17 protein-coding genes, 1 pseudogene and 1 riboswitch are annotated in these 25,341 nt (G+C 63.1%); of the genes and pseudogenes, 9 read left to right on the top strand and 9 right to left on the bottom strand.

The window, feature by feature from the left end; all coding sequences use genetic code 11:
* Window positions 1-26 precede the first annotated feature (26 nt).
* Together mtgA and AAF481_11350 are read left to right on the top strand one after the other, a co-directional pair.
* Window positions 27-743 carry a monofunctional biosynthetic peptidoglycan transglycosylase gene (gene mtgA, locus AAF481_11355; protein MEM7481761.1) on the top strand — a complete coding sequence of 239 codons (717 nt, stop codon included), beginning with the start codon at window positions 27-29 and terminating at the stop codon, window positions 741-743.
* Window positions 728-1,078, top strand: coding sequence for a hypothetical protein (locus AAF481_11350; protein ID MEM7481760.1), 351 nt, complete (start codon window positions 728-730; stop codon window positions 1,076-1,078). Before mtgA ends, AAF481_11350 begins: the two co-directional genes overlap by 16 nt.
* Window positions 1,079-1,334: 256 nt before the next feature.
* Here the strand turns inward: AAF481_11350 and AAF481_11345 are convergent, their stop codons facing one another.
* Together AAF481_11345 and AAF481_11340 are read right to left on the bottom strand one after the other, a co-directional pair.
* Entirely contained in the window at window positions 1,335-2,366 is a 1,032-nt protein-coding gene (locus tag AAF481_11345; protein MEM7481759.1) for a 2-oxoacid:ferredoxin oxidoreductase subunit beta, read from the bottom strand.
* Window positions 2,356-4,233 carry a 2-oxoacid:acceptor oxidoreductase subunit alpha gene (locus tag AAF481_11340; protein MEM7481758.1) on the bottom strand — a complete coding sequence of 626 codons (1,878 nt, stop codon included), beginning with the start codon at window positions 4,231-4,233 and terminating at the stop codon, window positions 2,356-2,358. Before AAF481_11340 ends, AAF481_11345 begins: the two co-directional genes overlap by 11 nt.
* 173 nt (window positions 4,234-4,406) lie before the next feature.
* Between AAF481_11340 and AAF481_11335 the strand changes: the two genes are divergently transcribed.
* On the top strand, window positions 4,407-6,446 hold the full coding sequence (locus tag AAF481_11335) for a SpoIIE family protein phosphatase (GenBank protein ID MEM7481757.1): 2,040 nt from the start codon (window positions 4,407-4,409) through the stop codon (window positions 6,444-6,446).
* Here the strand turns inward: AAF481_11335 and AAF481_11330 are convergent.
* The 5 genes and pseudogenes from AAF481_11330 to AAF481_11310 form a co-directional block, all read right to left on the bottom strand.
* Window positions 6,443-6,793, bottom strand: a pseudogene (locus tag AAF481_11330) (lytic transglycosylase domain-containing protein). The gene AAF481_11335 and the pseudogene AAF481_11330 sit on opposite strands and share 4 nt — an antisense overlap.
* 352 nt (window positions 6,794-7,145) lie before the next feature.
* Entirely contained in the window at window positions 7,146-8,045 is a 900-nt protein-coding gene (gene xerD, locus AAF481_11325) for a site-specific tyrosine recombinase XerD (GenBank protein ID MEM7481756.1), read from the bottom strand.
* Window positions 8,046-8,076: 31 nt separating this feature from the next.
* Complete coding sequence (locus tag AAF481_11320; GenBank protein MEM7481755.1) at window positions 8,077-9,327, bottom strand: 2-isopropylmalate synthase; 1,251 nt, start codon at window positions 9,325-9,327, stop codon at window positions 8,077-8,079.
* 71 nt (window positions 9,328-9,398) lie between these two features.
* Window positions 9,399-10,394: a ribonucleotide-diphosphate reductase subunit beta gene (locus AAF481_11315; GenBank protein MEM7481754.1), complete on the bottom strand. Its 996-nt coding sequence runs from the start codon at window positions 10,392-10,394 to the stop codon at window positions 9,399-9,401.
* Between the two features lie 16 nt (window positions 10,395-10,410).
* Entirely contained in the window at window positions 10,411-13,179 is a 2,769-nt protein-coding gene (locus AAF481_11310) for a ribonucleoside-diphosphate reductase subunit alpha (protein MEM7481753.1), read from the bottom strand.
* 159 nt (window positions 13,180-13,338) lie between these two features.
* Window positions 13,339-13,393, bottom strand: a riboswitch (cobalamin riboswitch).
* Between the two features lie 327 nt (window positions 13,394-13,720).
* Between AAF481_11310 and AAF481_11305 the strand changes: the two genes are divergently transcribed.
* The gene (locus tag AAF481_11305; GenBank protein MEM7481752.1) at window positions 13,721-14,092 is read left to right on the top strand and encodes a hypothetical protein; all 372 of its coding nucleotides are present in this window, start codon (window positions 13,721-13,723) and stop codon (window positions 14,090-14,092) included.
* Between the two features lie 4 nt (window positions 14,093-14,096).
* Here the strand turns inward: AAF481_11305 and AAF481_11300 are convergent, their stop codons facing one another.
* Window positions 14,097-14,888 (bottom strand): class I SAM-dependent methyltransferase, encoded by a 792-nt coding sequence (locus AAF481_11300; protein MEM7481751.1) that lies wholly within the window; start codon window positions 14,886-14,888, stop codon window positions 14,097-14,099.
* Window positions 14,889-15,102: 214 nt separating this feature from the next.
* On the opposite strand from AAF481_11300, the gene AAF481_11295 reads away from it, so the two are divergent.
* Together AAF481_11295 and katG are read left to right on the top strand one after the other, a co-directional pair.
* The gene (locus AAF481_11295; protein MEM7481750.1) at window positions 15,103-15,531 is read left to right on the top strand and encodes a Fur family transcriptional regulator; all 429 of its coding nucleotides are present in this window, start codon (window positions 15,103-15,105) and stop codon (window positions 15,529-15,531) included.
* Between the two features lie 99 nt (window positions 15,532-15,630).
* Window positions 15,631-17,808: a catalase/peroxidase HPI gene (katG, locus tag AAF481_11290; GenBank protein MEM7481749.1), complete on the top strand. Its 2,178-nt coding sequence runs from the start codon at window positions 15,631-15,633 to the stop codon at window positions 17,806-17,808.
* Between the two features lie 87 nt (window positions 17,809-17,895).
* On the opposite strand, the gene AAF481_11285 is transcribed toward katG, so the two are convergent.
* Window positions 17,896-19,002: a 3-isopropylmalate dehydrogenase gene (locus AAF481_11285; GenBank protein MEM7481748.1), complete on the bottom strand. Its 1,107-nt coding sequence runs from the start codon at window positions 19,000-19,002 to the stop codon at window positions 17,896-17,898.
* 248 nt (window positions 19,003-19,250) lie between these two features.
* On the opposite strand from AAF481_11285, the gene AAF481_11280 reads away from it, so the two are divergent.
* From AAF481_11280 to AAF481_11270, 3 genes are all read left to right on the top strand, one after another.
* Window positions 19,251-20,501, top strand: coding sequence for a DUF819 family protein (locus AAF481_11280; protein MEM7481747.1), 1,251 nt, complete (start codon window positions 19,251-19,253; stop codon window positions 20,499-20,501).
* Window positions 20,502-22,223: 1,722 nt separating this feature from the next.
* Complete coding sequence (locus AAF481_11275) at window positions 22,224-23,657, top strand: hypothetical protein (GenBank protein ID MEM7481746.1); 1,434 nt, start codon at window positions 22,224-22,226, stop codon at window positions 23,655-23,657.
* A gap of 28 nt (window positions 23,658-23,685) precedes the next feature.
* Window positions 23,686-25,134 carry an L-histidine N(alpha)-methyltransferase gene (locus tag AAF481_11270; GenBank protein MEM7481745.1) on the top strand — a complete coding sequence of 483 codons (1,449 nt, stop codon included), beginning with the start codon at window positions 23,686-23,688 and terminating at the stop codon, window positions 25,132-25,134.
* Window positions 25,135-25,341 lie beyond the last annotated feature (207 nt).

Here is a 25,341-nt window from a genome sequence, read left to right as displayed (position 1 = left end):
GCCTTCCGGGGCAGTAAGATTCTCCGGTGAACCGGTCCAAAAGCAAAAAGAAAAAGAAGCGCGGGCGGCGAATCCTCGTCCTCGTCGGCGCAGCCCTTGCGCTCTATGGCCTCTGGCAGCTCGCTGCCTGGCCGAAGGTCGGCTCGCTGGTCGAGAAAACCCCCACCACCACCGCCTTCATCGAGCGCTACGAGACCAACCACGACGCCGAAGCCCAATGGACGCCGGTGCCCTACGCCGCCATCTCGCCCCATTTGAAGCGCGCCGTGCTGGTGGCGGAAGACATCGAGTTCTTCTCCCACAACGGATTCGCTCACCGGGAGATCGCCGCCGCCCTGGAGCAGGCTTGGCAGGAAAAAGCGATGCCGCGCGGCGCCTCCACCATCAGCCAACAACTGGTCAAGAACCTTTACCTCTCCCCCAGCCGCAATCCCCTACGCAAGATCAAAGAGGCGCTGCTGACCCGGCAACTCGAAGGCGCCCTCGGCAAGCACCGCATCTTGGAGCTGTACCTCAATGTGGTGGAGTTCGGGCCGGGCATCTACGGCGCCGAAGCCGCCGCCCGGCACTACTTCGGCATGAGTGCCGCCGCCCTCTCCCCGCGCCAAGGCGCCATGCTCGCCGCCTCCCTCTCGCGCCCCTCCACCTGGAACCCGAGCCGGAGCAGCCGCGGCTACAGCCACCGCATCGCCCTCATCGAGCGACGCATGGGCAAGGCCAAATTCCTGTGGAACGAGATCTGAGTAGCGCACCTGACGACCTGGACGTCCCCGCCTTCGAGCCGGACCTCCACATCGCCCCCACCGAGCTCTTCCGCCGGTTGGCGGACGGAGAAGAACTGGCGATATACGACCTACGGGAAAAACCCAGTTTCACCCTGCGCGGAGCGCACGCCCTCCGACCCAACGACCACCCTCTGCCGGGGGCGATTCTGATCGACGACGACGGCACCGAAGCAACGGACCGCGCGCGAGAAGAGGCCGGCAACATTCGCGCCCTCTACGGCGGCATCAACCTATACCGCTTCGCCCTGAACCCCGCAGTAGTGGGCGATCGATTTCTGAAGAAAGACGCCTGAGGAAACAGGCCCCTGAATCGAGAGGAGGATCCTGCCTACGAGTTTCCTGCCCATAGGTGCAGAAGGTTCGGAGCAAGAACCCCGGAGGGCGACCCGTTCCGACGAGCACGGAGCGCAGTTGTCCGAGCTGGCAACGCATCGGAATCGGAGACGCCGCTTCAACCGCGACAGCCTTTGACGCTGGGAGAGCGATCCGGCGAGTTCGAGCACCGCGCGCAGCGGAACGGGTCGCCCGGCGCCACTGCCGCAGTAGAAGCTAGCGAGAAACGGACCGATCGTCGTTCACCGTCCAGACGTCATCGCCGCGCACCACCGCCGCCAGATCCCCACGCCCCTTCGCTTCGATCTGCTGCGTAATCTGGGCGTTGACATCGTCCTCGTACACCGACCGATCGGCGGCGCGGATCACCCCCACCGGGGTCGGAAACTCCGGCGCCTGCATCTGTGAAGCAAGGAACGAGAGAGTGGCATCCGTCTCGTCCCACACCAAGCAGTCGTCGGCGGTGAGGCCGTCATCGAGGTGAATTTTCTCCAGGCGAGTGCCGACCAGCCGGATGCCGCGGTCCTTCTCCTTGCCGTAGACCATCGGCTGACCCTGTTCCAGGTACAGCACCTCTTCGGTGCGGGCGGTCTTCTCCGTCAGGTGAACAAAGGCCTTGTCGTTGAAGATGTTGCAGTTCTGGAAGATCTCGATGAACGCCGAGCCCTGGTGCTGGTGGGCCCGCTCCAGCACACCCTTCAAGTGCGGTATGAAAATGTCCACGCTGCGCGCCACGAAGGTGGCGCCGGCACCCAAGGCCAGGGCCAGCGGGTTGAAAGGCATGTCGAGGGAACCCACCGGCGTCGAGACGGTGCGCTTGCCGCGCTCGCTGGTCGGTGAGTACTGGCCCTTGGTCAAGCCGTAGATCTGATTGTTGAACATCAGGATCTTCAAGCCCACGTTGCGCCGCAGAGTGTGGATCAGATGATTGCCGCCGATCGACATGGCGTCGCCATCGCCGGTCGCCACCCACACTTCCAGCTCCGGCCGGCTCATCTTGAGACCTGAAGCGACGGCTGGCGCGCGACCGTGGATGGTGTGAAATCCGAAAGTGTCCATGTAGTACGGGAAACGGCTGGAGCAACCGATACCGGAAACCACCACGAAGTTCTCCTTCGGGATGCCCAGGGTCGGAAACACCATCTGCACCGCCTTCAGAATGGCGTAGTCGCCGCAACCCGGGCACCAGCGCACCTCCTGGTCGCTCTGGAAGTCCTTGAAAGTCAACGCGGGAGCATCAGTTGGCATCGGAAGCCTCCTCGAGGAGTTGGCGGATGGCGCCGTGGATCTCCGACCGGAAAAACGGTTTCCCCTGCACCTTGTTGTAGCTGCGAACGTCCTTGAGGTAGCGCGCCCGCAGCAGCATCGAGAGCTGGCCGCTGTTCATCTCCGGCACCAGCACTTGCCGGAAGCGCGCCAGGACGTCGCCGAGGTTCTTGGGGAAGGGATTCAGGTGGCGCAGGTGGGCGCGGCTCACCGGCAAGCCTTCGGCCCGTGCCTGGGCGACGGCGCCGGTGATCGCACCGGCGGTCGAGCCCCAACCGAGCACCAGCAGCTCGCCGCCCTCCGGATCGCCCTCCACTTCGACTGCCGGAATCATCGACACCAGCCGATTCACCTTGTCCGACCGCAGGCGGGTCATCAGCTCGTGATTCTCCGGGTCGTAGGAGACGTTGCCGGAGCCTTCCTCCTTTTCCAGACCGCCCACCCGATGCTCCAAGCCCGGCGTGCCGGGAAGCGCCCAGGGGCGCGCCAAGGTGTCAAAATCGCGCCGATAGGGCTCGAAGGATTCGGCGTCCCGCGGGTGATCAACGGGGATCGGCGGAATCGCGTCGACCTCCGGCAGCTTCCAGGGCTCCGAGCCGTTGGCGATGTAGCCATCGGACAGCAGCACCACCGGAACCATGGCGTGCACCGCAATGCGGCAGGCCTCAAGGGCCGAATCGAAACAGTCCTTCGGCGACGAGGCGGCGATCACCGGCACCGGCGACTCGCCGTTGCGGCCAAAGAGCACCTGTAGGAGATCCGACTGTTCCGTCTTGGTGGGCAGGCCGGTGGAGGGACCGCCGCGCTGGATGTCCACCACCACCAGCGGCAGCTCTACCATCACCGCCAAGTTCATCGCCTCGGCTTTGAGAGCAATTCCCGGACCGCTCGACGCGGTGACCGCCAGGGAACCGCCGAAGGCGGCACCGATGGCGGCGCAGACGGCGGCGATCTCGTCCTCCGCCTGGAAAGTGGTGACGCCGAACTCCTTGAAGGCCGCCAGCTCGTGCAGCAAGCCGCTCGCCGGGGTGATTGGGTAGGCGCCGAGAAACAGCGGCAAACCGCTCTTCTCGGACGCCGCCACCATCCCCAGAGCGAGGGCCGTGTTGCCGAGGATATTGCGATAGGTGCCCGGCTCCAGGGTCGCCGGCTCCACTTCGTAGCGGGTCTGGAAGATCTCCGTCGTCTCGGCAAAGTTCCAGCCGGCCTTGAGCACCCGGACGTTGGCGTCGGCGATCTCGGGCTTCTTGGCGAATTTCTTCTCCAGCCATTCGATGGTGGGGTCCAGCGGCCGGCTGAACAGCCAGTACACCATCCCCAGAGCGAAGACGTTCTTGCAGCGGTCCTGGGCCTTGGTGGTAAGGCCGGAATCCTCCAGGGTGCGCCGGGTCATGGTGGTGAGCGCCGCCTCGTGCACCCGGTAGTCGGTCAGACTGCCGTCCTCCAGCGGATTGCTGTCGTAGGCCGCCTTGGCGAGATTGCGGTCCGAGAACTCGTCCGTGTTGACGATCACCACACCGCTGGCCTTGAGATCCGGCAGGTCTTTCTTGAGGGCCGCCGGGTTCATCGCCACCAGCACGTCCGGCGCGTCGCCGGGAGTGTGGATGTCGTGATCGGCGATGCGCACCTGGAAGGCCGAAACTCCCGGTAGGGTGCCGGCCGGGGCACGGATCTCCGCCGGGAAGTCCGGTAGCGTGGACAGGTCGTTTCCCAGCAGGGCCGAGGTATTGGTGAACTGGGTGCCGGTCAACTGCATGCCGTCACCGGAATCGCCCGAGAAGCGAATCACCACATCGTGTTGTTTCTCGTGTTCGATCGGCTTCGGCGGCCGGACTTCCATGGTGGTCATTGGAACGGTTCTCCTGGGTGGGGCGGCAGATGACTCGCCTTCCCGTCGCCCGCGCTAAACTCTCCGAAGACGTATACGGCAGGCGACACTCAACCGATTCTATGCAAGAAGGAAGCAAGGACCAACCCAACGGGCAAGGGAAACAGCGCGCCGATTCTTCCGTAGGGAAGTCCGTGACCCGCCTCTCCCTCGACCGCAAGACCCTCCGTGTGGCCAAGCTGGCGGCGCTGGCCGCCATTGTTCTGGCGGCGATCATCGCGCTGCTGGACCTGCCGGTGCTGAGCCTCACCATGCGGCTGCTGCTGCCGGCGATCCTTCTGTTGCTCTTCCTGTGGGCGGCCTGGCGATTCTACCGACGGGCTCTGTGGACCGTCGGCCGCCGCCTCGCCTTCTCCTATTTCTTGACCGGGGTGCTGCCGATCCCCCTGCTGATGTTGGTGCTCGGCGCCGTCGGCTACCTGCTCTGCGGCTTCCTCCTCGGCCACTTGTTCGACGACGGCATCATCGCCACCCACCAGCAACTGGAGAATACTGCCGGCCAGCGCCTGGCGGAGGTGCGCCAGGGACGTGATCCCCTGGATGCCGTCGGCGAAGGCGAACCCGGCATCTTCGCCTACTACCTGGACGGCAAGCGCCTGGCCGGCGACAAGCGGCTCCCGGCGACCTGGCCGGACTGGGCGCTGCCGCCGGAATCGGGGCCGATTCCCGAGGCCGACTTCGCCGACCGGCCGCGCGGCGAGTCCCCGCCGGATGCCCCGCAGCCGGGTCTGTTCTATCTCGACGGCGAGCCCACCCTCGTCGCCCACGTGGCGGCAGGGCGCGAAGGAGTTCTGGCCGCCTGGGCGAAGGACCTGGATGCCGAGATCAGCCGCCGCGCCGGCGTCTGGACGGTCATCCATCCGCTCGCCAGGGAGGACAACGAGGATTCCATGCTGCGCCTCCAGATCGGCACCATCACCTTCCGCTTCCGGCCGCCGGGCCAGCAGGATTGGCAAGACGCGCGCAAGTTCTTCCTCGCTCAGACCGCTCCTCTGGCGCAAGGTGAAGAGCCGCCGCTGTGGGACCAGCCGCTGCTGATGTGGGCGGAAGCGCCGGGGCCGGTGATCGACCTCACCAGCGGCGCCGAGGTGGCGCCCTACTACGCGGTCACCGTCCGCGGCACCCTGCGCACGGTACGCCGCGAACTGCTCTCCACCAGTGCCGAATTGGACGCCAGCCTATGGATGGCGCTCTTCGTCTTCGCCTTCCTGCTGTTCGATGTGTACGTGATCGCGGCGATCGTCGCGGCGGTGATGATCTTCACCCTCAGCCAGGCCGTCGGGCGCCTGTCGAGCGCCACCCGGGCGGTTTCCGGCGGCGACTTTTCCACCCGCATCCCGGTCAAACGCAAGGACCAGGTGGGCGAACTCCAGCGTTCCTTCAACTCGATGACCGAGCACCTCGAAGAACTGGTTTCCACGGCCACTGAAAAGGAGCTGCTCGAAAAGGAACTGGAGATCGCCCGGCAGCTTCAGCAGAGCCTTCTACCGCGCGATCTGCCGGGCGGCGAAAGCGTCGAGTTTTCGACCCTCTTCGCTCCCAGCGCCGCCATCGGCGGCGACTATTTCGACGTGCTTTCCCTCGGCGCCGGACGCCTGGCAGTGGTGGTGGCCGACGTCTCCGGCCACGGCCTGCCGACGGGCCTGCGCATGGCGATGGTCAAGGCGGCCCTCACCATCCTCAGTGCCGACGGAAAGTCGCCGGTCGAGATCTTCCACCGCCTCGACGAGCTGGTGCGCCAGGATCGCCGGGTGTTCGTGACGGCGACCATCGCGGTGATCGACCTGCACCTGGGAGTAGTCGAGATCACCAACGCCGGTCACCCACCCACCTACCGACTGCGGGATGGTGAGGTCGACGAGATTCTGCTGCCGGGTTCGCCCCTCGGCGGCCTCGGCCGGAACTACGGCCACCGTCGGCTGGAGCTAGCCCCGGGGGAAGTGCTGCTGTGGCTGTCGGACGGCTTGATCGAGGCGGTCGACGCGGACAACAAGCCGTTCGGCTACGAAGCCGTCCGCAAGTCCCTCACCGGACCGGCGGCCAGCGCCACCCAGGTGCGGGATCGCTTGCTGGCGGCGATCGAAGACCATACCGGCGGCCGTCCGGTCGACGACGACCGCACCGTGGTCGTGATGCGCTACCACCAGAAGCTGGAAACGACGTCCGGCGATTAGATTCCCAGGAACCTGTAGATTCGCTTGATGTAGTTCTGAGTCTCCCGGTAGGGCGGCACCCCGCCGTAGCGGTCCACCGTGCCCTCACCGGCGTTGTAGCCGGCCAGGGCAAGGTCGAGATCGCCATCGAAGCGATCGAGCAGCCAACTCAGGTAGCGCGTTCCCGCCTCGAGATTGCGCGCCGGCTCGAAGAGCTGGTGCGGCTGGAGGCCGTAGCGCCGGCCGGTGGCCGGCATCAACTGCATCAGGCCGCGGGCGCCGGCGCGGGACACGGCCTGCGGATCGTAGGCCGATTCCGCCCGCACCACCGCGGCCACCAACGTAGGGCTCAATTCGTGACGCTTGGCGGTCTCGAAGATTTCTGCCCCGTAGGGCGTCGGCGGCACCGGATCGCCCTCTTCAAAGCGCCAGGTCCGCGCTGCCGGCTCGGCCGCTTCGGGCGCCGGCGGGACCGGAATCACCTCATCGTCCACCACCCGGGCGATGCGGCTCATCGCCACCTTCATGGTGCCGCCTCCGGCCAGTTCCAGGTGCATGCGCTTGCCGCGCACCCGGTAGTCCTCCACCTTGAGGAATCCGCCGTCGACGAACACCACCAGTTCCGCCGCCGCCGGAGACCATGCCAGGCACCCAGCGGCGAGGAGAGCGCAAGAGACAAACCGCTTCATCGCTGCCGGTACGGATTCGACAACCGTTCCGTCACGCCCGCGGATGGAAATCATCATAGAGATTGCGCAGGCGCGCCTGGTGAATGTGGGTGTAGATCTCGGTGGTCGAGATGTCCGAGTGGCCGAGCATCGACTGCACCGCCCGCAAATCGGCGCCGTGCTCCAACAGATGGGTGGCGAAGCTGTGCCGCAGCACGTGGGGCGAAACTTGCGCCACGCCGGCCTTCAAGGCGTGACCCTTCAGGATCTTCCAGCAGCCCTGGCGGGTCAGGGGATCTCCCAACCGGTTGACGAACACCTTGCCGTGGCGCCCGCGCACCAGCGCTGGGCGGGAGGTGGCCAGGTATTCGCCAAGGCAACCCTCGGCCTGCTCCCCTACCGGCACCACCCGCTCTTTGCCGCCCTTGCCGAAGACCACCAGAAACCCGGTATCGAGGCGGCCCGCCGGATCGCGCCGGATCTGCGACAGCTCCAGCCCCACCAGCTCACTCACCCGCAGGCCGGTGGCATAGAGCACCTCGATCATCGCCCGGTCGCGCACCCCGAGAGGCGTGGCCGGATCCGGCGCCTGGAGCAGCCGCTCGACATCGTCTTCGGAGAGCACCTTCGGCAGCCGCTCGATCAGCCGGGGCGCCACCAGATGGAGAGAGGGATCATCGCTGCGTTCCCCTTCCGCCAGCAGGTAGGCATAGAAACCGCGCAGAGTGGAAAGCGCCCGCCGAATCGAGCGCGGCGCCAGGCCGCCCCGGCGGAGGCCACGCAGGTGGGAGGCGAGTTGTTCCTGGGTCGCGGCGCGTAAATCGCCACCGCCGTCGGCCAACTCCTGGCCGAGCCGCTTCAGATCGCGCCGATAGGCGGCGACGGTGTGGTCCGAAAGCCCCCGTTCCACAGCCAGGGACTCCACCCACCGCTCCACCTCGCGGCGCCACATGGGAACGGAAGGGGCGGTGGAATCAGCGGGCTCAGGCGGAGGCTTCGACACCCCGCGCCTTCAGAATCGCCAGGATCTCGGCCTCTTCCATCGTGCGAGAGGCGTTCTTGGCCTGCTGGAAGATCTCCTGCACTAGATCCGCCTCGGCGGCGATACCGCGCTCTTCGAGCCAGTAGACGACATTCGACTCGCCGCACATCGGCCCGATCTCGATCTCCTGGTGGCGCCCCACCATGCTCGCCGGCACTCCCGAGTAAATGCGATCCGCCAGCCAATCGTCGCCCTTCGCCCGCGCCTTGATGATCGCCGCCGCGTGCACCCCGGTGCCGGTGCGGAAGGCATCGCGGCCGAGCACCGGGTAATTGTCCGGTAGCGCCACGCCGGTGGTTTCGGACACCCGCTGGCAGTACTCGCCGAGGCGCGAGAGGTCGCGGTCGATCCAGCCGAGGAGCTGCATGTTGATCAACAATTGGTCGATCGGCGCGTTGCCCACCCGCTCGCCGATACCGATGGCCGTGCCGTGCAGGCGATCGGCGCCGGCGGCGGCGGCGGTCAGGGCATTGATCACCGACAGGCCGCGATCCTTGTGCCCGTGCCAGTCCACCTTCACATCCTCGCCGGTCGCGTCCACCACTCCGCGGACGAAGCGCACCAGATGGGTTGCCCCGGCCGGCGTGGCGTGACCCACCGTGTCGGCAATGCACACCCGCCGGGCACCCGCCTCGACCGCCTCCGTGTAGAGGCGCCGCAGATCGTCCGGATGGGCACGGGTGGTGTCTTCCGTCACAAACATCACCGGCAGGCCCTCGGAGGTCGCAAAGGCCACCGCCTCGCGGGTCAACCGCAGCATCTTGTCCAGCTCCCAGGCCTCTGCGAACTGGCGGATCGGGCTCGAGCCGATAAAACATGCCGCCTCGATGGCGAGACCGGTGGACTGACTGATCTCGACGATCGGCTCGATGTCCTGACGCACCGTGCGAGCGGCGCAGTTGGGCTCGATCGGCAACTTCTGATCGACGATCTCTTGCGCCAGCCGCAACACATCCGCTACCACGTGCGGACCAGCGCCGGGCAAGCCGATATTGGCCGATTCGATGCCCAGACCTGCCATGAAATGGAGCAACTCCAGCTTCTCCTCGATCGAAGGCGTGTCCACCGACGGCGACTGCAGCCCATCGCGCAGAGTCTCGTCGTCCAATTCCAGCTTCGGCCGCGCCGGGGTCAACTCGCCGCCCTCGGCGCGGTTCCAGTCGTAGATCAGATCGGATTCGTTGAGGGTCATACCGTATGCCGTTCCTTTCCCAGCAGCGCGTTCGAACCAGGGTGTGCTCCTAGATTATAGGCGCGGCGGCGTCAGTCCCAGACCAGCGACGCGCCGGTCTGGTACTCGGTGACACGGGTCTCGAAGAAGTTTTTCTCCTTGGTGAGATCGGTGGCTTGGGACATCCAGGGAAACGGATTCGCCCGGTCGTAGATCCGCGGCAGACGCAGGCGCTCGAGGCGGCGATCGGCGACATGCTCGACGTAGTGGCCGAATTGCTCGGCGTTGATTCCGAGCAAGCCCTCCGGACAGGCGTCGAGGGCATAGCGCTTTTCCAGCTCCACCGCACGCTCGACCAGGCTCCGCACCTCGTCGGCAAAACCGGCGGTCCAGGCTTCCGGGTTCTCGGCTCGGATGGTGTTGATCAGGTCACAGCCGAAGGCGAGGTGGAGACTTTCGTCCCGCATGATGTACTCGAATTGCTCACCGATTCCGATCATCTTGTTCTGCCGCTTGAGAGCCAGCATCATGGCGAAGCCGGCGTAGAAGAAGACTCCCTCCATGATCACGTAGAAGCCGATCAGGTCGCGCAGAAAGCGGCGGACATTCTCGACACCCTCTGTGGTGAACGTCGGATCGAGAACCGATCGGGTGATCTCGACCACGAAGTCGTCTTTCTCCTGGATCGACGGAATCGTTAGGTACATGTTGTAAATCTCGTCGGGATCGAGGCCGAGGCTGTCGCAGCAATAGATGAAAGTGTCGGTGTGGATCGCCTCTTCGTAGGCCTGACGCAACAGATACTGGCGCGACTCCGGGTTGGTCACGTGGTGATAAACGCAGAGCACGAGGTTGTTGGCGGTGAGCGATTCCGCGGTCGAGAAGAAACCGAGATTCCAGAGAATCAACCGGCGCTCGCTGGCGGTCAATGCACTGTCGGACTTCCACTGCTCGATGTCCTTCTGCATCGCGACCTCTTCAGGGGTCCAGTTGTTGGCGACACCGGCACGGTAGTGCTCTCGTGCCCACAGGTAGCGCATTGGCAGAATCTTGTTGGGGTCGGTTTTCGAACTGTTGATGATGGTCATGATCGTGGTCTCCGGGTCACTGACAGGCTTCGCACTCGGGATCGTCGATGCGGCAGAGGTTGTCCGCCGGCGCGGTGGGCGCGATGGCGGCCGCCACCTCCGGTGCCTCCGCCCGCTTCTGGGTGAAGCCGTAGCGGCCGGCGTCGACCGTCGACTTTTCGATCTGCGAGGCCGCCAGCGTCCGCAGGTAGTAGGTGGTCTTGAGACCAAGCCGCCAGGCGGTGGAGTAGATCTCGTCGAGCAGCTTTCCCGAAGTACCGCGCAGGAAGACGTTGTGGGACTGACTCTGGTCGATCCACTTGCCGCGTACCGCGGTGATGCGAAGGAGCCGCAGCGGGTCCATGGCGAACGCCTCGCGGTACTTCTCGCGCAGGGTGTCGGGGATCTCCGGGAGCCGCGACAGATCGCCATCGTAGGCCTTGAGCCGTTCGAGCAGATCCTCGCTCCACAGACCGAGCCCCTCGAGTTCTTCGACCAGGTAACGGTTGACGACCGTGAATTCGCCGCTGATGTTGGCCTTGACGTAGAGGTTCTTGAAGATCGGCTCGATGCAGGGAAAGCAACCGGCGATGTTCGAGATCGTTGCCGTCGGTGCCACCGCCATCACATTGGAGTTGCGCATTCCGTGGGTCGCCAGCTGCTCGCGCACCGCTGTCCAGTCGAGATGCGAGGAGCGCGACACTTCGATCGGCACGCCGCGCTCGGCCGCGAGTAGGTCGAGGGTGTCGAGGGGCAGGATGCCGCGGTCCCACTTCGAGCCCGGGCAGGAGGGGTACGCACCGCGTTCGGCCGCGAGCCGCGACGAGGCGAGAATCGCCTGGTAGGAAATGGATTCCTGAATGCGGTCGGCCAGTTCGAGGGCAGCCTCGGACTCGAACGGCAGGTCGAGCTGGAAGAGCACATCCTGGAAGCCCATCACCCCCAGCCCCACGGGCCGGTGGCGCAGGTTCGATGCCTTCGCTTCCGGAGTCGGATAGAAGTTCAGGTCGACGACATTGTCGAGCATCCGTATCGCCGTCGCCACGGTGCGCGTCAGCGCCTCCTCGTCGACCCCGCCATCGGCTACGTGCCGAGCGAGGTTGACCGAGCCGAGGTTGCACACCGCCGTCTCCTCGCGCGAGGTGTTGAGGGTGATCTCGGTGCAGAGGTTCGACGAATGCACCACTCCGCAGTGGTCCTGCGGCGAGCGCACATTGCAGGCGTCCTTGAAGGTGATCCAAGGGTGCCCGGTCTCGAACAGCATGGTCAGCATCCGGCGCCACAGAGCCCGCGCCTCCACCCGCTTCGAGAGCCGGATCTCGCCGCGCTCGGCGAACCGTTCATACTCCAGGTAGCGTTCCTCGAAGCGCCGTCCGTAAAGGTCGTGGAGGTCGGGCACCTCGTCGGGCGAGAAAAGAGTCCAGGTGGCGTCGTCGGCAACCCGTTTCATGAACAGGTCGGGCACCCAGGCAGCGGTGTTCATGTCGTGGGTACGACGCCGCTCGTCACCGGTGTTGCGGCGCAGATCGAGGAAATCCTCGAAGTCGTAGTGCCAGGTCTCCAGGTAGGCGCAGGTGGCACCGCGCCGTTTGCCGGAGCGATTGATCGCCATCGTCACATCGTTGGCGATTTTGAGGAACGGAATCACCCCCTGACTTTCGACATGGGTGCTCTTGATCGGCGCGCCGGTAGCCCGAATGGAGGTCCAGTCATTCCCCAGGCCGCCGGACCATTTCGAGAGCTGGGCGTTGTCGGAAAGTGACTTGAAGATGTGCGCCAGATCGTCAGAGACGGTGGTCAGATAACACGACGAGAGCTGCGGCCGCGGCGTCCCAGAATGGAACAGCGTCGGCGTCGAGGGCACATACAGCAGCCGCGACATCAGGTCGTAGAATTCGAGGGCTCGCTCTTCGCGATGATCTTCATCCACCGCCAGTCCCATCGCTACCCGCATCCAGAACGCCTGCGGCGTCTCGAGCAATCGCTTGCCGCTGCGCACCAGATAGCGGTCGTGTAGGGTCTGGACGCCGAGGTAGAGAAACTCTCGATCGCGCTCCGGACGCAGGCTGGCGGCCAGCAGGTCGAGGTCGTAGTCCGCCAGCCGCGGATCGAGTAGTTGCTCTTCGATCCCCTGCCCGATGCCGGCAACGAAGGCGCGACGGTAGGCGCCGTCGAGATCCTCGCCGGCCAGCGAGCGGCCGAAGACGGCGCGATAGATGCGCTGCAGCAGCAGCCGCGCCGCCAGGCGATCGTAGTCCGGGTGGCGCTCGATCAGCGCCGTCGCCGCAAGGACCATCGCCCGCTCCAGAGCGTCCGTGTCGATCGCGTCGTAGACGCCCCGAACCACCCCTTGGATCAGCAGGTCGGCATCCACCGCCGTCTCTGCGAGGCTGCCGTGATGCTCGAGGGTTCGCTCCACCTTGCGCACATTGAGCAGCTCGACACGGCCATCGCGTTTGCGAACCGTCAGCTTGCCCAACCGGGCATCCTCGACCCGCCGCTCGCGCGCCGCCTCACGCGCCTGCTGGCGATCGGCCCGGTAAAGGATGTACGCCTTGGCCACCGGGTAGTGGCCAGCCAGCACGAGGTGCTTCTCCACCAGATCCTGGATGTTCTCGACGTTGGGGAAGAACTCGTCGAAGCGGCGGTCGATCTCCGCCACCACATCGCCGACGACGCGGGCGACATGGTCGTCCGTCAGTGCCTCGCCGGTGGCTTCGACCGCCTTCGAGATCGCACGGTGGATACGAGCGGCGTCGAAGCTCGCGACCTCTCCGGTCCTCTTGACGACTCGCGTGGGTGTCATTGCTCTCCAATCAATAGGTGCAGGCACAGCAATCGATGGCTGAGCGCCACCGGATGCGGCCGATCAGGGTGTAGGCGGGGGATTGGAGGGTGCGGGGATTCGCTCCGGGCACGTCCACCTTGCCCCTACCGCGGGGGCCAGCGGTCGAACGAGCGCCTCGGGTACTCGGGCTTTCACCGTTGCGGGACAGCGCCGGAATTCCACCGGCTTCCCCCGTCGCGGACGCGTGCGGCCCTGTCAGGCCGCCGACGCTCGAGAGCCCCACATGTTGGGGCTCCGGCTGCGGACACTACCACATGTAGATGCCTCTCTTGGGCGAAGTCTGCCGATCCGGTGCGGCGAGAATCTTCGAGAGCCAAGCCTCTTCGCGTTCCTTTCCGGCCTTGAGGTTCCTCCGAGTCTCTGAAGTCCGATGACCGGAGCATCGCCGGCCGACCGAAGGCCTCCTCGGCAACCTGCTAGCATCTGTCAGTTTCTAACGTGAATTCTTCCGCCGCGCGCCGGCCGGACTGCTCCGACAGCAACAAGTGGAGATGCCAAGATGAGGTTCCTGATCCTACTCGCGATCTGCTTCCTGCTCGCCGCCTGCGGCACCAGCGGCAACGACACAGAGCCCCAAGCTCCCGAAACCGACGACACCCCGGCCAACGTTTCCGCCCAGGCGGTTCGTCCAGACCCAGATGACGCCGAGCCCGCGGCCCCCCGCACCCCCAAGATCCTCGACCCGTCCGAATGGACTATCGACGAGTCCATCGAAACCCCCGTCGAGCTGCGCAAATACACCATCCTCGCCAAAGTCCACGGCGACGACGACATCACCTACATCATCTACGAAAAAGACGGCCGCAAAGTACAGCGCCGCATCCGCGGTTTGGGCGCGATGATGGCGGTGGATGAGCAGGACGTACCGTAGGAGGCTATGGCCCTGTCGGCTTTTTCATTGCTCGGGGCCGCGCTACGAAGATCGAGTAGAAAGAAAGAGCAGGATCAGCCGTGAGCGCTTCGCGTAGTACCGGAGCGACTTCAGGATGCTCGAGGGCGCTGCCACGAATCGCCGAAACCAGCGGCAGCAGCGCCGGCCCGCCGTAAGGGTGTTCTTCGAGGACTTCGAACCGCTCACGGAGCAGTTCGGGGATTTCCGAGGAGCGAACCATCTCGGTGGGATCTTCCATCGCGATCGGCGGCCAGACCGCCGGGGTCCGGCGCAAGCGTTTTGGGATCCTCTCGAAGAGGCGGCGCGCAGCCGCCAAGTGCTCGTCTCGCCACTCATCTCTCGACGGTCCCACGTACTCATCCACATAGAGCAGGCCCGGCGACGCTCCGGCAAGCGCCCGCGCCGCACCAGCGAGCACGACTTCCAGGTCCTCGATGTGGTGCAGGCTGCCGTGAAAGAAGATCAGGCCGTAGGAGCCAGGCGCGCACCGACCGAGCCAGTCGCCGGCGCTGGCCTGGTGGTAGGTCACTCGATCGGCCAACCCCTCTACCTCGGCCTGGCGGCGAGCCTCCGCCAAGGAGGCCGCGCTAACGTCGACGCCCTCCACCTGCCGAGCCGCTCCGAGATTCGCCACGCCGCGCTCCAGCTCGCCGGTGCCACAGCCCACCGACAGCGCTCTCTCCGCGGGAGCGGAGAGTCGTTCAAGGAATCGAGCGATAAACAGTTGGTCGGGATCGCCGGTGAGCTGGCGATTGACCTCCCGGCGGACCGCCATCACCGCCAGCCAATAGCGGATGTCCTCCTCCGGCCGCAGGTTGTGGGAGTCCCAGTAGGCGGCGGAACGGTCGATCTTGTCGTCGCTCGTCGTGGTCCGCCGAGCATAACCGCCGCCCGGCTAGGATCACTCGGGAAGCTCGAATCAGCTCACGGCCTGTCTGGTCATCTACAAATTTTTGACTCAGTACAGAGTTCATGATCTCATGAGGGGTATGACAAACCCTTCCGACCACCTTCTCCGCGCCAACGGCCTGCAGGTCACCGCGCAGCGGATCGCCGTCCTGCGAGCCGTTTCGTCGCACCCCCACGCAACCGTTGATGAGCTGATCTGCGACGTGCGAGAGGTCATCGGTGCGATTTCCCGCCAGTCGGTGTACGACACCCTCAACGTGCTGGTCGAAAAGAATCTGATCCGCCGGATTCAGCCGGCGGGATCCGCGGCTCGCTATGAGGACCGGGTGGACGACAACCACCACCACTTGATCTGCCGAGGTTGCCGCAAGACCTTCGATATCGACTGTGCCGTGGGATCGGCGCCTTGTCTCGTCGCGAAGGACGACCACGGCTTCGAGATCGATGAGGCCGAGATCATCTTCTGGGGCTACTGTCCAGCTTGCCGAGAGGCGTCTACAAGCACCTGAGCCAAGCGAGCCCGCACCGCGATCTTTCACCGTTTCCACCGATCCCAGACGAGGAGTGACATGACCGATCCTGATGTATTTGAAGGCAACGAGTCCGAGATGAAGTGTCCCGTGACACACGGTGCGCAGGCGCGCGGCACCGCCGCCAACCAGCGCTGGTGGCCGAAGCTGTTGAATCTGAACGTGCTGCATCAGAACCCGCCTCAGTGCTGTCCGACGAGCGACGATTTCGACTACGCCGCGGAGTTCAAGACCCTCGACCTGGACGCCGTCAAAGCGGACGTTATGGCGGTGATGACCGATTCGCAGGACTGGTGGCCGGCGGACTACGGTCACTACGGGCCGCTCTTCATCCGGATGGCCTGGCACGCTGCCGGCACCTACCGCCTCGGCGACGGCCGCGGCGGCGCGGGCTCCGGCACCCTTCGCTTCGCACCCCTCAATAGCTGGCCGGACAACGCCAACCTCGACAAGGCCCGTCGCCTGCTGTGGCCGATCAAACAGAAGTACGGCCGCAAGCTCTCCTGGGCCGACCTGATGATCCTCACCGGCAACTGCGCCCATGAGTCGATGGGCTTGAAGATGTTTGGCTTCGCCGGCGGTCGCGAAGACGTCTGGGGACCGGAAGAGGACATCGACTGGGGACCCGAAACGGAGTGGCTCGGAGACCAGCGCTACAGTGGCGACCGCGACCTGCAGAAGCCCCTCGGCGCGGTGCAGATGGGCCTGATTTACGTCAACCCCGAGGGACCGAACGGCAAGCCGGACCCGGTGGCCGCCGCCCGGGACATCCGGGAGACCTTTGGCCGTATGGCGATGAACGACGAGGAGACGGTTGCCCTGATCGCCGGCGGTCACACTTTCGGCAAGGTGCACGGCGCCGCCGATGCGGACGCTCACGTCGGCCGCGAACCGGAAGGCGCGGATCTAGCGGAGCAGGGCCTTGGCTGGAAGAACAGCCACGGCACCGGCAAGGGCGCCGACACCATCACCAGCGGCCTGGAGGGCGCCTGGACCAGCCAGCCGGCGAAGTGGGACCACGGCTTCTTCGACAACCTGTTTAACTTTGAGTGGGAGTTGACCAAGAGCCCCTCCGGCGCCCACCAGTGGACGCCGAAGAATCCGGAGGCCCAGGGCACCGTGCCGGACGCCCACGATCCGTCGAAGACCCACGCGCCGATGATGCTCACGACCGACCTCGCCCTGCGCTTCGACCCGATCTACGAGCCGATCTCGCGCCGTTTCCACGAGAATCCGGACGAATTCGCCGACGCCTACGCCAAGGCCTGGTTCAAGCTGACCCACCGCGACATGGGTCCCGTTTCCCGCTACCTCGGCCCCTGGGTGCCGCAGGAACAGCAGCTCTGGCAGGACCCCATCCCCGCGGTGGACCATGAGTCGATCGACGACCACGACATCGCCACCCTGAAGGCGAAGATCCTCGACTCGGGTCTCTCCATCTCGCGTCTGGTGTTGACCGCCTGGGCGTCGGCGGCCACCTTCCGCGGTACCGACCTGCGCGGCGGCGCCAACGGCGGCCGCATCCGCTTGGCCCCGCAGAAGGATTGGGAGGTCAACGACCCGAAAGAACTGCTGGATGCCTTGTCCGCCCTGGCAAAAATACAAAGCGAATTCAACAACTCGCAGACCGGCGGCACGCGAGTCTCCCTCGCCGACCTGATTGTGCTGGGCGGCTGTGCCGCCGTCGAGCAGGCGGCGAAGAATGCCGGACACGATGTAGCGGTGCCTTTCTCACCGGGTCGTACCGACGCCTCAGCGGAAGAGACCGACGCCGAATCCTTCTCCTACCTCGAACCGACGGCGGACGGCTTCCGCAACTACCTCGGCAACGGCAATACTCGGCCGGCCGAGGAACTGCTGGTCGACCGAGCCCAGATGCTGACCTTGAGCGCTCCGGAGATGACGGTGCTGGTCGGCGGCATGCGAGTTTTGAATGCCAATACCGAGCCGGACGGCCACGGGGTCTTCACCGACCGGCCCGAGACGCTGACCAACGACTTCTTCATCCACCTGCTGGACATGAACACCCAGTGGGCGCCGTCCGCGACCGACGAGGGCGTGTTCGAAGGCCGCGATCGCCACACCGGCGCCGTCCGATGGACCGGCACGCGGGTCGATCTCGTCTTCGGCTCAAACTCCCAGCTTCGCGCCCTGGCCGAGGTCTACGCCTCGGACGACGCGAAGGAGATCTTCGTCCAAGAGTTCGTGGCGGCCTGGGGCAAGGTGATGAACCTGGATCGCTTCGACCTCGACTGAGGTCGCAAGGAATCCACCAAACGTTCAAAGGCCGTCGGGTAGCTACCCGACGGCCTTTTTCGTTGCGATTCCAGCTACCCGTTCTCCTCAGCCCAGAACCGCCTCCCCCACCGCCAGCGCCTCGGCCAGCGCATCCCCCACCGCTTTCGTCCCCATCGACCCGCCGAGGTCCGCCGTGGTGCGGCCGCTGGCGATCATCTCTTTGACAGCGTTCTCCATCGCCTGGGCGGCCTCGCCGTGACCGATCGAGTCGAGCATCAGGGCCGCCGAGAGGACGGCGCCGAAGGGGTTGGCGCGGTCGGTGCCGGCGTATTTGGGCGCGGATCCGTGGACCGGTTCGAACATCGAGGTCTGGCCCGGGTGGAGGTTGGCCGAAGCGGCGACACCCAGGCCGCCCTGGAGGGCCGCTCCAAGGTCGGTGATGATGTCCCCGAACATGTTGTTGGTGACGATCACGTCGAAGGACTCCGGCTTGCGGATCATCTGCATGGTCAAGGCGTCAACGAAGTAGTGGCTGGTCTCGATCGAGGGGTACTCCTCCGCCACTTCGGCGAAGGCGCGCTGCCAGAGGTCGTGGCCGTAGCGCATGACGTTCGATTTGTCCGCCATGCAGACCTCCCGCCGGCCGTGCGCAACGGCGTAGTCGAAGGCCGCCCGGATGATGCGCTCAACGCCCTTGCGGGTGTGCACCTCTTCTTGCAGCGCCACTTCGTCGGCGGTACCGCGCTTGAAGTTGCCGCCGACGTTGACGTAGGCCCCCTCCGTATTCTCCCGGAAGACCACCATGTCGATGTCCGCCACACCCTTGGCTTTGAGCGGGCAGAGGCGCTCGTCGAACAGCTTGATCGGCCGCAGGTTGATGAACAGATCCAGGCCGAAGCGGATGCCCAGCAGGATGTCCGCCGCGTGCTTCATGTCCGGCACCCGGGGGTCGCCGTAGGCGCCGATGAAGATGGCCGAGTAGTGGTCCCGGAAGTCTTCGAGAGCGCCTTCCGGCAGGGTTTCGCCGGTGTCCAGATAGCGGTCCGCATCCCACGGCAGGTGGACCAGCTCGAGCGGCAGATCCCAGCGCCCTTTCACCGCATCGAGCACCTTGACGGCCTCGGCCGTGACGTCCTTGCCGATGCCGTCGCCGGGAATGATCGCAATGCGCTGTGGCCGCCGATCGGAAGGTTTGAGATGGGACGGGTTCATAGATGACAAATCAGGAGGAGTATTCATGAAAAACCTACTTTGGAGAGTTGATTCGAAGTGAGTCCGACGACTCGATGATGCGGTGATGGTACCAGGTTGCGGAGACCGGGCCGAGGCCCGCAGGGGAAGCCTTTGCGGACCCCGGCGCGGCCTGGATTTGTCTCCGGCGGCGAGGCGTGATGAAGTCAGGCGACTCGAATCAGCCACTCCGCTGCGGTGACCCCGCTGTGGACTATCGGGAGGTAGCGATGGAATCGACCCCTTTGATCACCAATGACGCCGTGGTGCTCGGCATTCTGAGCGTCATTCTGGCCTTCGTCTTCAAGACCTCTTCGAGCGACAGTCCGTTCTGGAAGAAATTCTACGTCTTCTTCCCGTCGGTCCTCGCCTGCTACTTTCTGCCGTCGGTGCTGAGCACCCTGGGCATCATCTCCGGCGAGACCTCGAACCTCTACTTCGTCGCCTCGCGCTACCTGCTGCCGGCGAGCCTGGTGCTGCTGACCTTGTCCATCGACATTCCCGGCATCATCCGCCTGGGACCGAAAGCGCTGATCATGTTCTTCACCGGCACCGTCGGTATCGTAGTCGGCGGTCCGCTGGCGCTGCTGCTCTTCTCCTGGATCTCGCCGGACCTCCTCGGAGTGGACGGCCCGGACGCCGTGTGGCGCGGCATGACCACCGTCGCCGGTAGCTGGATCGGTGGCGGCGCCAATCAGGCGGCGATGAAAGAGGTCTTCGGCGTAGGCGACCGCATCTTTTCGGTGTGGGTGGCGGTGGACGTGATCGTCGCCAACATCTGGATGGCCTGTCTGCTGATCGCCGCCGGCCGCTCGAAGGAAATCGACGCCAAGACCGGCGCCGACGCCTCGGCGATCGAGGATTTGAAAGAGCGCGTCTCGGCCTTCCAGAAAAAGCACGCCCGCATTCCCACCACCACCGAGACGATGATGATCGTCGCCGTCGGCGTCGGAGTGACTGGCGCCTCGCACTTCCTGGCGGAACGCATCGCCCCGTGGCTCGGCGAAGTCGCGCCGATCCTCGCCCGCTTCAGCTTGACCAGCACTTTCTTCTGGCTGGTAGTGTTCGCCACCACCGCCGGGCTGATCCTCTCGAACACCAAGCTCAAAAACCTCGAAGGCGCCGGCGCCTCGCGCATCGGCACCGTGTTTCTCTACTTCCTGATCGCTTCCATCGGCATGAAGATGGACCTCAAGGCGATCCTCGAGTACCCACAGCTCTTCGCCGTCGGCGGCCTGTGGATGCTGATCCACGCCACCCTGATGATCGTGGTGGCGAAGATCATCAAGGCACCGGTGTTCTTCCTAGCCGTCGGCAGCCAAGCCAACGTCGGCGGCGCCGCCTCGGCGCCGGTGGTGGCCTCGGCGTTCCACCCGGCCCTCGCGACGGTGGGCGTGCTGCTGGCCGTCTTCGGCTACGCCCTGGGCACCTACGCGGCGTGGATGTGCGGGCAGATCTTGCGGGTGATTGCGGGGGCCTAGCCCTCGGGCGCTGATTCGCCGAGAACGAGCACCTCGAGCAGAACCGACCTGCCCTGATCGGCGTCCCTCAGAGGGCCTCTGCCTGGTTCTCGTCGGGCGCTTCGGTGAGCTTGGCAGGCGTCGCCGACGACATTGGGGCCTCGGACGTCGCGCACGTGGCCGAAGTGGCGATCGCCGTCGGTTCTTCCCAGGGTAGCGACGAGTAGTAAACCCGGACGCAATTCGACTGAGTGATCTGGTAGAACGAAGGCAGATAGCATTTGCACACGCCCGCGAGGCTCCCCGCACAGTTGCTGACGGTGGAGATTTCCCATCCCCCCGCCGCTTGCTGCGCCGGAGTGCATGCGCCCGGACTCGGAGGGGACTGGTAGGGAACCGCGCAAGCGAGCCCGGTGCAGGTACCAGCGCATCCTTCGCATCCGGCGCCCCCGGGACCACACTGGGCGAGACTCGGAGCCGCCGAGAAGAGCAGTAGCAGACAGAAGACGGTCGCTGCGAAACCCACGATTCTCCAATTGGTTTTCATGGTCATTCTCCTTGTCGCTGGACAGGGTGGTCACGGGACAGCCCCGTGCTTCTACCGCAGCCGTAGTACGTCCGTCTCTCGGAAAAGTTTAGCGAGGACGACATATCGGCAAGGCGACATGTCGTAATAGATCACAAACGCGAACGCGAGCTCGCCGCCGCCTGCGGAATCGCCCGCCGGCGCAGCCGAGGAACGGGCATGGTGCCGAATTCGAAGGACAGCGGCAGATTGGGCATCAGCAGCCCCCTGGCTGCGCCTGTTCCCCTAGGCTCGTGGGAGCCGACAGCACTGTCCTTGCTCCCAACTTCTGAGCCTTCAACCCCATCTACAGCCACCTCCATTGAGCCATCTCGGCCAGATGTCAGCCCTGCATCTCTAGCGCCAGCTCCTGCCCGCAACCTCACCGCCCTCCCTAGCCTAGAAGACCACTAGGCAGCGAGTATCAAATCCAGCTCCGCCATCGAAATGCCTAGATTGAGCACGGCGGTGACCTCTCGGCTCGGCTTCGGCGAAGCTTCGAGCTTGAAAATTCTCCGAGCGGAGGCACTCATCTTGCTCTAGATTCTGATCTCGAACGAGTACTAGTAGAGAAGATCCGCAACTACACCTCCAAACCAAACCCAGCGCTGGGAAGTGCAATGAGTCCTGCTGCATGGACTCGACTGAATGGCTCCGCATTCTCAATGTTTCCGCGCCGTCGACTAGATGAACGGCATAGACAATCATTGGCGCCAAAGCACCAATATTGATCGCGAGCATACGGCTCTCAATACCGTATGCGTATACCATCGCGCCGGCAATGAGTGCCAAAACCATTCGCGTAACCCAGAATGACGCACTCCGATAGCGACGAGGCACCTCGCCTCGCCCTGCATACCATGAGTATCGAACCATCTCAACGGCGACACTTCCACCAAACCCCCAAAAGAACGATTCGCTAATCTGCATCTCTTACCCCCGTTTCTCACCAAAAGCTTCCCCATCAGGCGGTCACTGCGCCAACCCTAGAATGCGCTGCACCATCCAGGCGATGGAGAGAGGTGACTCGAAACGGAAGGTCCGTTCCCAAACCCGACACGGACTTTCACGTACTTTCCGGCCGAAGCCGATCGTCTCCCTTGACGCAAACACCGCAACGCTGCGACGGTTTACAGTAGTAAAAGCGTATTTCGTATACTTCAAACGGGAGACGGGTCATGAACTCCGAGTTGGACAACGCGTCGGTACTAGGGTTCTGCGTAGTAGTCATAGGCAGCTTCCTTGCCGCATACCTAGGAAGGAAGCACTCCAATGAAAGTGCCGAGCGCAATCTGTCTGAGCAAGGCCTAAACCGCTGGTTGATCGGACTGAGTGCAGGTGCAACAGCGAACAGCGGATTCGTTGTCACAGGAGCAGTAGGCCTAGGCTACTCTCAAGGCGTCTACTGGCTACTCCTACCTCTGGGTTGGTTCGTCGGCGACCTACTTTTCTGGCACTCTTTCCCTCATAGAATCAATGATTTCGGCAGAGCAGCGAAAGCCAGTACACTCTCAGATCTAATCTCCCACCAACTAGGAATCTCTCGCCTGCACCCGCTAGTAGTTGTGACAACATTGTTGGTCCTACTCTGTTTAGGAGGTTACACTCTGGCACAATGGGTCGCTGGCCAAAAATTCCTCGAAGGAGCATTCGGCGCTTCTAATACCATATCCCTGCTTGTCTTCGCGGCTCTTATCATCGCCTACACCACGATTGGGCGATTCCGTGGGTCTGTGTATGCAGACTCATTCCAGGCAATCACACGACTGGCTGGTACAGCCATCGCACTGGTTACGGTTTCCTGGGCTGCCTTTAGCAAACCAGACATCTTTTCACTCAACATTACGTCTGCCGGAAGCGGATTTCTGAGTATCCTCGGAACAGGGAGCCTCACAACAGCCATAGGCGTGGTTGTTGGCTACGCTGCGGCCTCCCTAGGTTTCGGACTCGGACAACCCCAAGTCACAAGCAGGTACCTAGCCGGACAGAGCCCGGCAGAAACCAGAGCTGCACGATGGATCTACATCCTCTACGTGCAAAGCACTTGGGCCACCATGACGATCTTTGGTGTCATCCTAAGAGGTGTCTCGCCCGATATTCCCGACCCGGAGAAAGGACTGACTATCTTCTTGGTCTCTGCTCTACCCCCGCTCTTAGCAGGAATTATCATTGGAGACATCTTCGGTGCCATTGCCAGTACCGCCAACAGCCTGCTGGTAGCAATGGCTCAAGCCGCGAGGGGACTTCTTGGACCAAGGCTCAGCCTCAAAGTACCCTTCTCGGCTCTAACAATGGGCTTCGGCATAGTGACAGTCTTTCTCTCCAGCCAACTTGGATCCAACGCCTCGGTCTTTGAGATCGCGATCTCGTCGGTTTCTCTGATGGCTGCGGGACTAGCACCAGTTGTCGCAATTAAAGTGCTCCGATGGCCACACTCGACTTCCTCTGTTTCACTATCTATTGCCCTAGGCCTCAGCTCAGCCATTCTCTGGAAGATCAGCGGACTCTCGGAAAATCTGAATGAGGCAGCCATCGGCTTCTCTGTAGGCCTCCTGACCAACTACCTATTTTCGCCCTCGAATTCACCAGCTAAGCGCCGACGCGAAGTATAGCTGCCTCATCGAGATCAAGGATTGCCGTATGAAACGATCGTCCAACAATAGGATTAGAGAGGGTATTCGTGACTGGCCGGCAAAAAGGTCATTCTTGCGAGGAATCTACAATGAAGTCACTGACACCGGACTTGTTGCCAGCGTAGTAGACAACTGGGTCGAGAAGCATGAGAAGAAAGATGTCACCAACCAATTCTACGACACCTTCCGCCGGTGGGGAGATAGTCGACCGACATCGAGGAGATCCCAAGACTTTTGGGACTGGATTATTAAGAATCACTGCTTGAACGTTCGCGCACCACAGCTCTGGACCTGCTCAATTTCTCAGTTCATATCTTACTTTCCACCCTCTGAGGCTGACGTCGGAATCGCTGTAGGACAACTCATTGATGACCCAAGATCTGAACTTGACAATCAGACGCGGAGAATACTCAGAAAACGATTCATAGAGGACTTCGAAGGGAAAGGTCTCTATAACGCTCAGCTCTTTCCAGAATACACATTCAATCTCAGCGAGAACGTTACCTTCGAAGGACCACATACAGGAATACCCAAGGGACAGATACAGCATTTCCAATTCTACACCGTCCCTGAGGCTGCCATGGCCTGGAAGAAGCTAGTCGACTCCGAGAACTACCGATTGTATCTAGACTGCCTGGTGTCCCTCGAAATGGTGAGCGAGTCTGACATTTGGCTTGAGAGGATTAGCGATGGGAGACACAACGTCGCTATTGTCCTGGGCGGTGGAGGATCACCTGAAAAGGACTGGATCATTGCCAAAAGTCTACTTCGAGCGACGGATCGACTCGACCTCTACATTACTGACATAAGCTTATACATGCTCAAAGACTCAGCACGAGTCTTGCAACGCCGTATTTCCAAAATGAGCCTTGAAGATCGCCTAATACCTCAGTACAAAATATACGATTTCCTAAAGCTAGATGAGCAAATGCCTCGAGCCGAGAGCTGGGAGTCAGTAATTTGGGTACTGGTGGGTGGTTCGATGGGTAACGTGCCGAATGAGCGCGACTTCTTTCGCTCCATTAATGGCCCCTCAAGAACTGGAGACCTACTTATTGTCGGCATCGACACCTTTTCCGAGGAAACAGATGAAGAACTAGCAGATCGCATGGTGTCCCAGTACAAAAGCAAGGAACTAGACTCCCTCCTTCTGACGCCACTCCTAGGACGACTTGAGGAAACAGACAAGAACAATGATTGCGCTGTAGAAGTCAAGCTGATTGGAGAACATCATGAGAATCCTCTCAGCGAAGTTCCTCATTCTCGAACGGCAGTCTTCTTCACAAATGTCGACAATGGAAGAGACTCGAAAGAAGTCATCCTGGCAAGCTCAACCCGGTACACGATTCGCAGCTTCCTAGACTATGCAAAGAGGTTTGGGTGGCGTCACCTTACGACAGCAAGAGCCTCGGAATCCTCTACGTACTCACAAGTACTATTGGAGAAGTTTCGATAGTCGTCGCGTCAAAACAGCACCAGATTTGCGAAGTGATCTGAGGCACTCGTGACGTGCTCCCCGTAATTCGGCCCAGTAGACTTTGAGCAATCTGGGCTGAAAGGAGGAGGGCAATATGCGCAAGAGTCGCTACAGCGAGGAGAAGATCATCCGGGTGCTCCAGGAGGTGGAGTCGGACAAGTCGGTGAAGGATGTGTGCCGCGAGCA

This window comes from Acidobacteriota bacterium, from assembly GCA_039030395.1.
In the GTDB taxonomy this organism is placed as follows: Bacteria; Acidobacteriota; Thermoanaerobaculia; order Multivoradales; family JBCCEF01; genus JBCCEF01.
The sequence above is the reverse complement of the archived record's forward strand: the minus strand, read 5'-3'. Positions and strand labels throughout refer to the sequence as shown.

Excerpts from the sequence above, each read along its gene's own strand:
- AAF481_11275 (MEM7481746.1), top strand. The coding sequence starts at position 22,224 with ATGAACTCCGAGTTGGACAACGCGTCGGTACTAGGGTTCTGCGTAGTA.
- AAF481_11280 (MEM7481747.1), top strand. The coding sequence starts at position 19,251 with ATGGAATCGACCCCTTTGATCACCAATGACGCCGTGGTGCTCGGCATT.
- AAF481_11345 (MEM7481759.1), bottom strand. The coding sequence starts at position 2,366 with ATGCCAACTGATGCTCCCGCGTTGACTTTCAAGGACTTCCAGAGCGAC.
- AAF481_11320 (MEM7481755.1), bottom strand. The coding sequence starts at position 9,327 with ATGACCCTCAACGAATCCGATCTGATCTACGACTGGAACCGCGCCGAG.
- AAF481_11300 (MEM7481751.1), bottom strand. The coding sequence starts at position 14,888 with ATGGCGGTCCGCCGGGAGGTCAATCGCCAGCTCACCGGCGATCCCGAC.
- AAF481_11315 (MEM7481754.1), bottom strand. The coding sequence starts at position 10,394 with ATGACCATCATCAACAGTTCGAAAACCGACCCCAACAAGATTCTGCCA.
- AAF481_11305 (MEM7481752.1), top strand. The coding sequence starts at position 13,721 with ATGAGGTTCCTGATCCTACTCGCGATCTGCTTCCTGCTCGCCGCCTGC.
- AAF481_11285 (MEM7481748.1), bottom strand. The coding sequence starts at position 19,002 with ATGAACCCGTCCCATCTCAAACCTTCCGATCGGCGGCCACAGCGCATT.
- AAF481_11340 (MEM7481758.1), bottom strand. The coding sequence starts at position 4,233 with ATGACCACCATGGAAGTCCGGCCGCCGAAGCCGATCGAACACGAGAAA.
- AAF481_11295 (MEM7481750.1), top strand. The coding sequence starts at position 15,103 with ATGACAAACCCTTCCGACCACCTTCTCCGCGCCAACGGCCTGCAGGTC.
- AAF481_11270 (MEM7481745.1), top strand. The coding sequence starts at position 23,686 with ATGAAACGATCGTCCAACAATAGGATTAGAGAGGGTATTCGTGACTGG.
- katG (MEM7481749.1), top strand. The coding sequence starts at position 15,631 with ATGAAGTGTCCCGTGACACACGGTGCGCAGGCGCGCGGCACCGCCGCC.
- AAF481_11310 (MEM7481753.1), bottom strand. The coding sequence starts at position 13,179 with ATGACACCCACGCGAGTCGTCAAGAGGACCGGAGAGGTCGCGAGCTTC.
- xerD (MEM7481756.1), bottom strand. The coding sequence starts at position 8,045 with ATGTGGCGCCGCGAGGTGGAGCGGTGGGTGGAGTCCCTGGCTGTGGAA.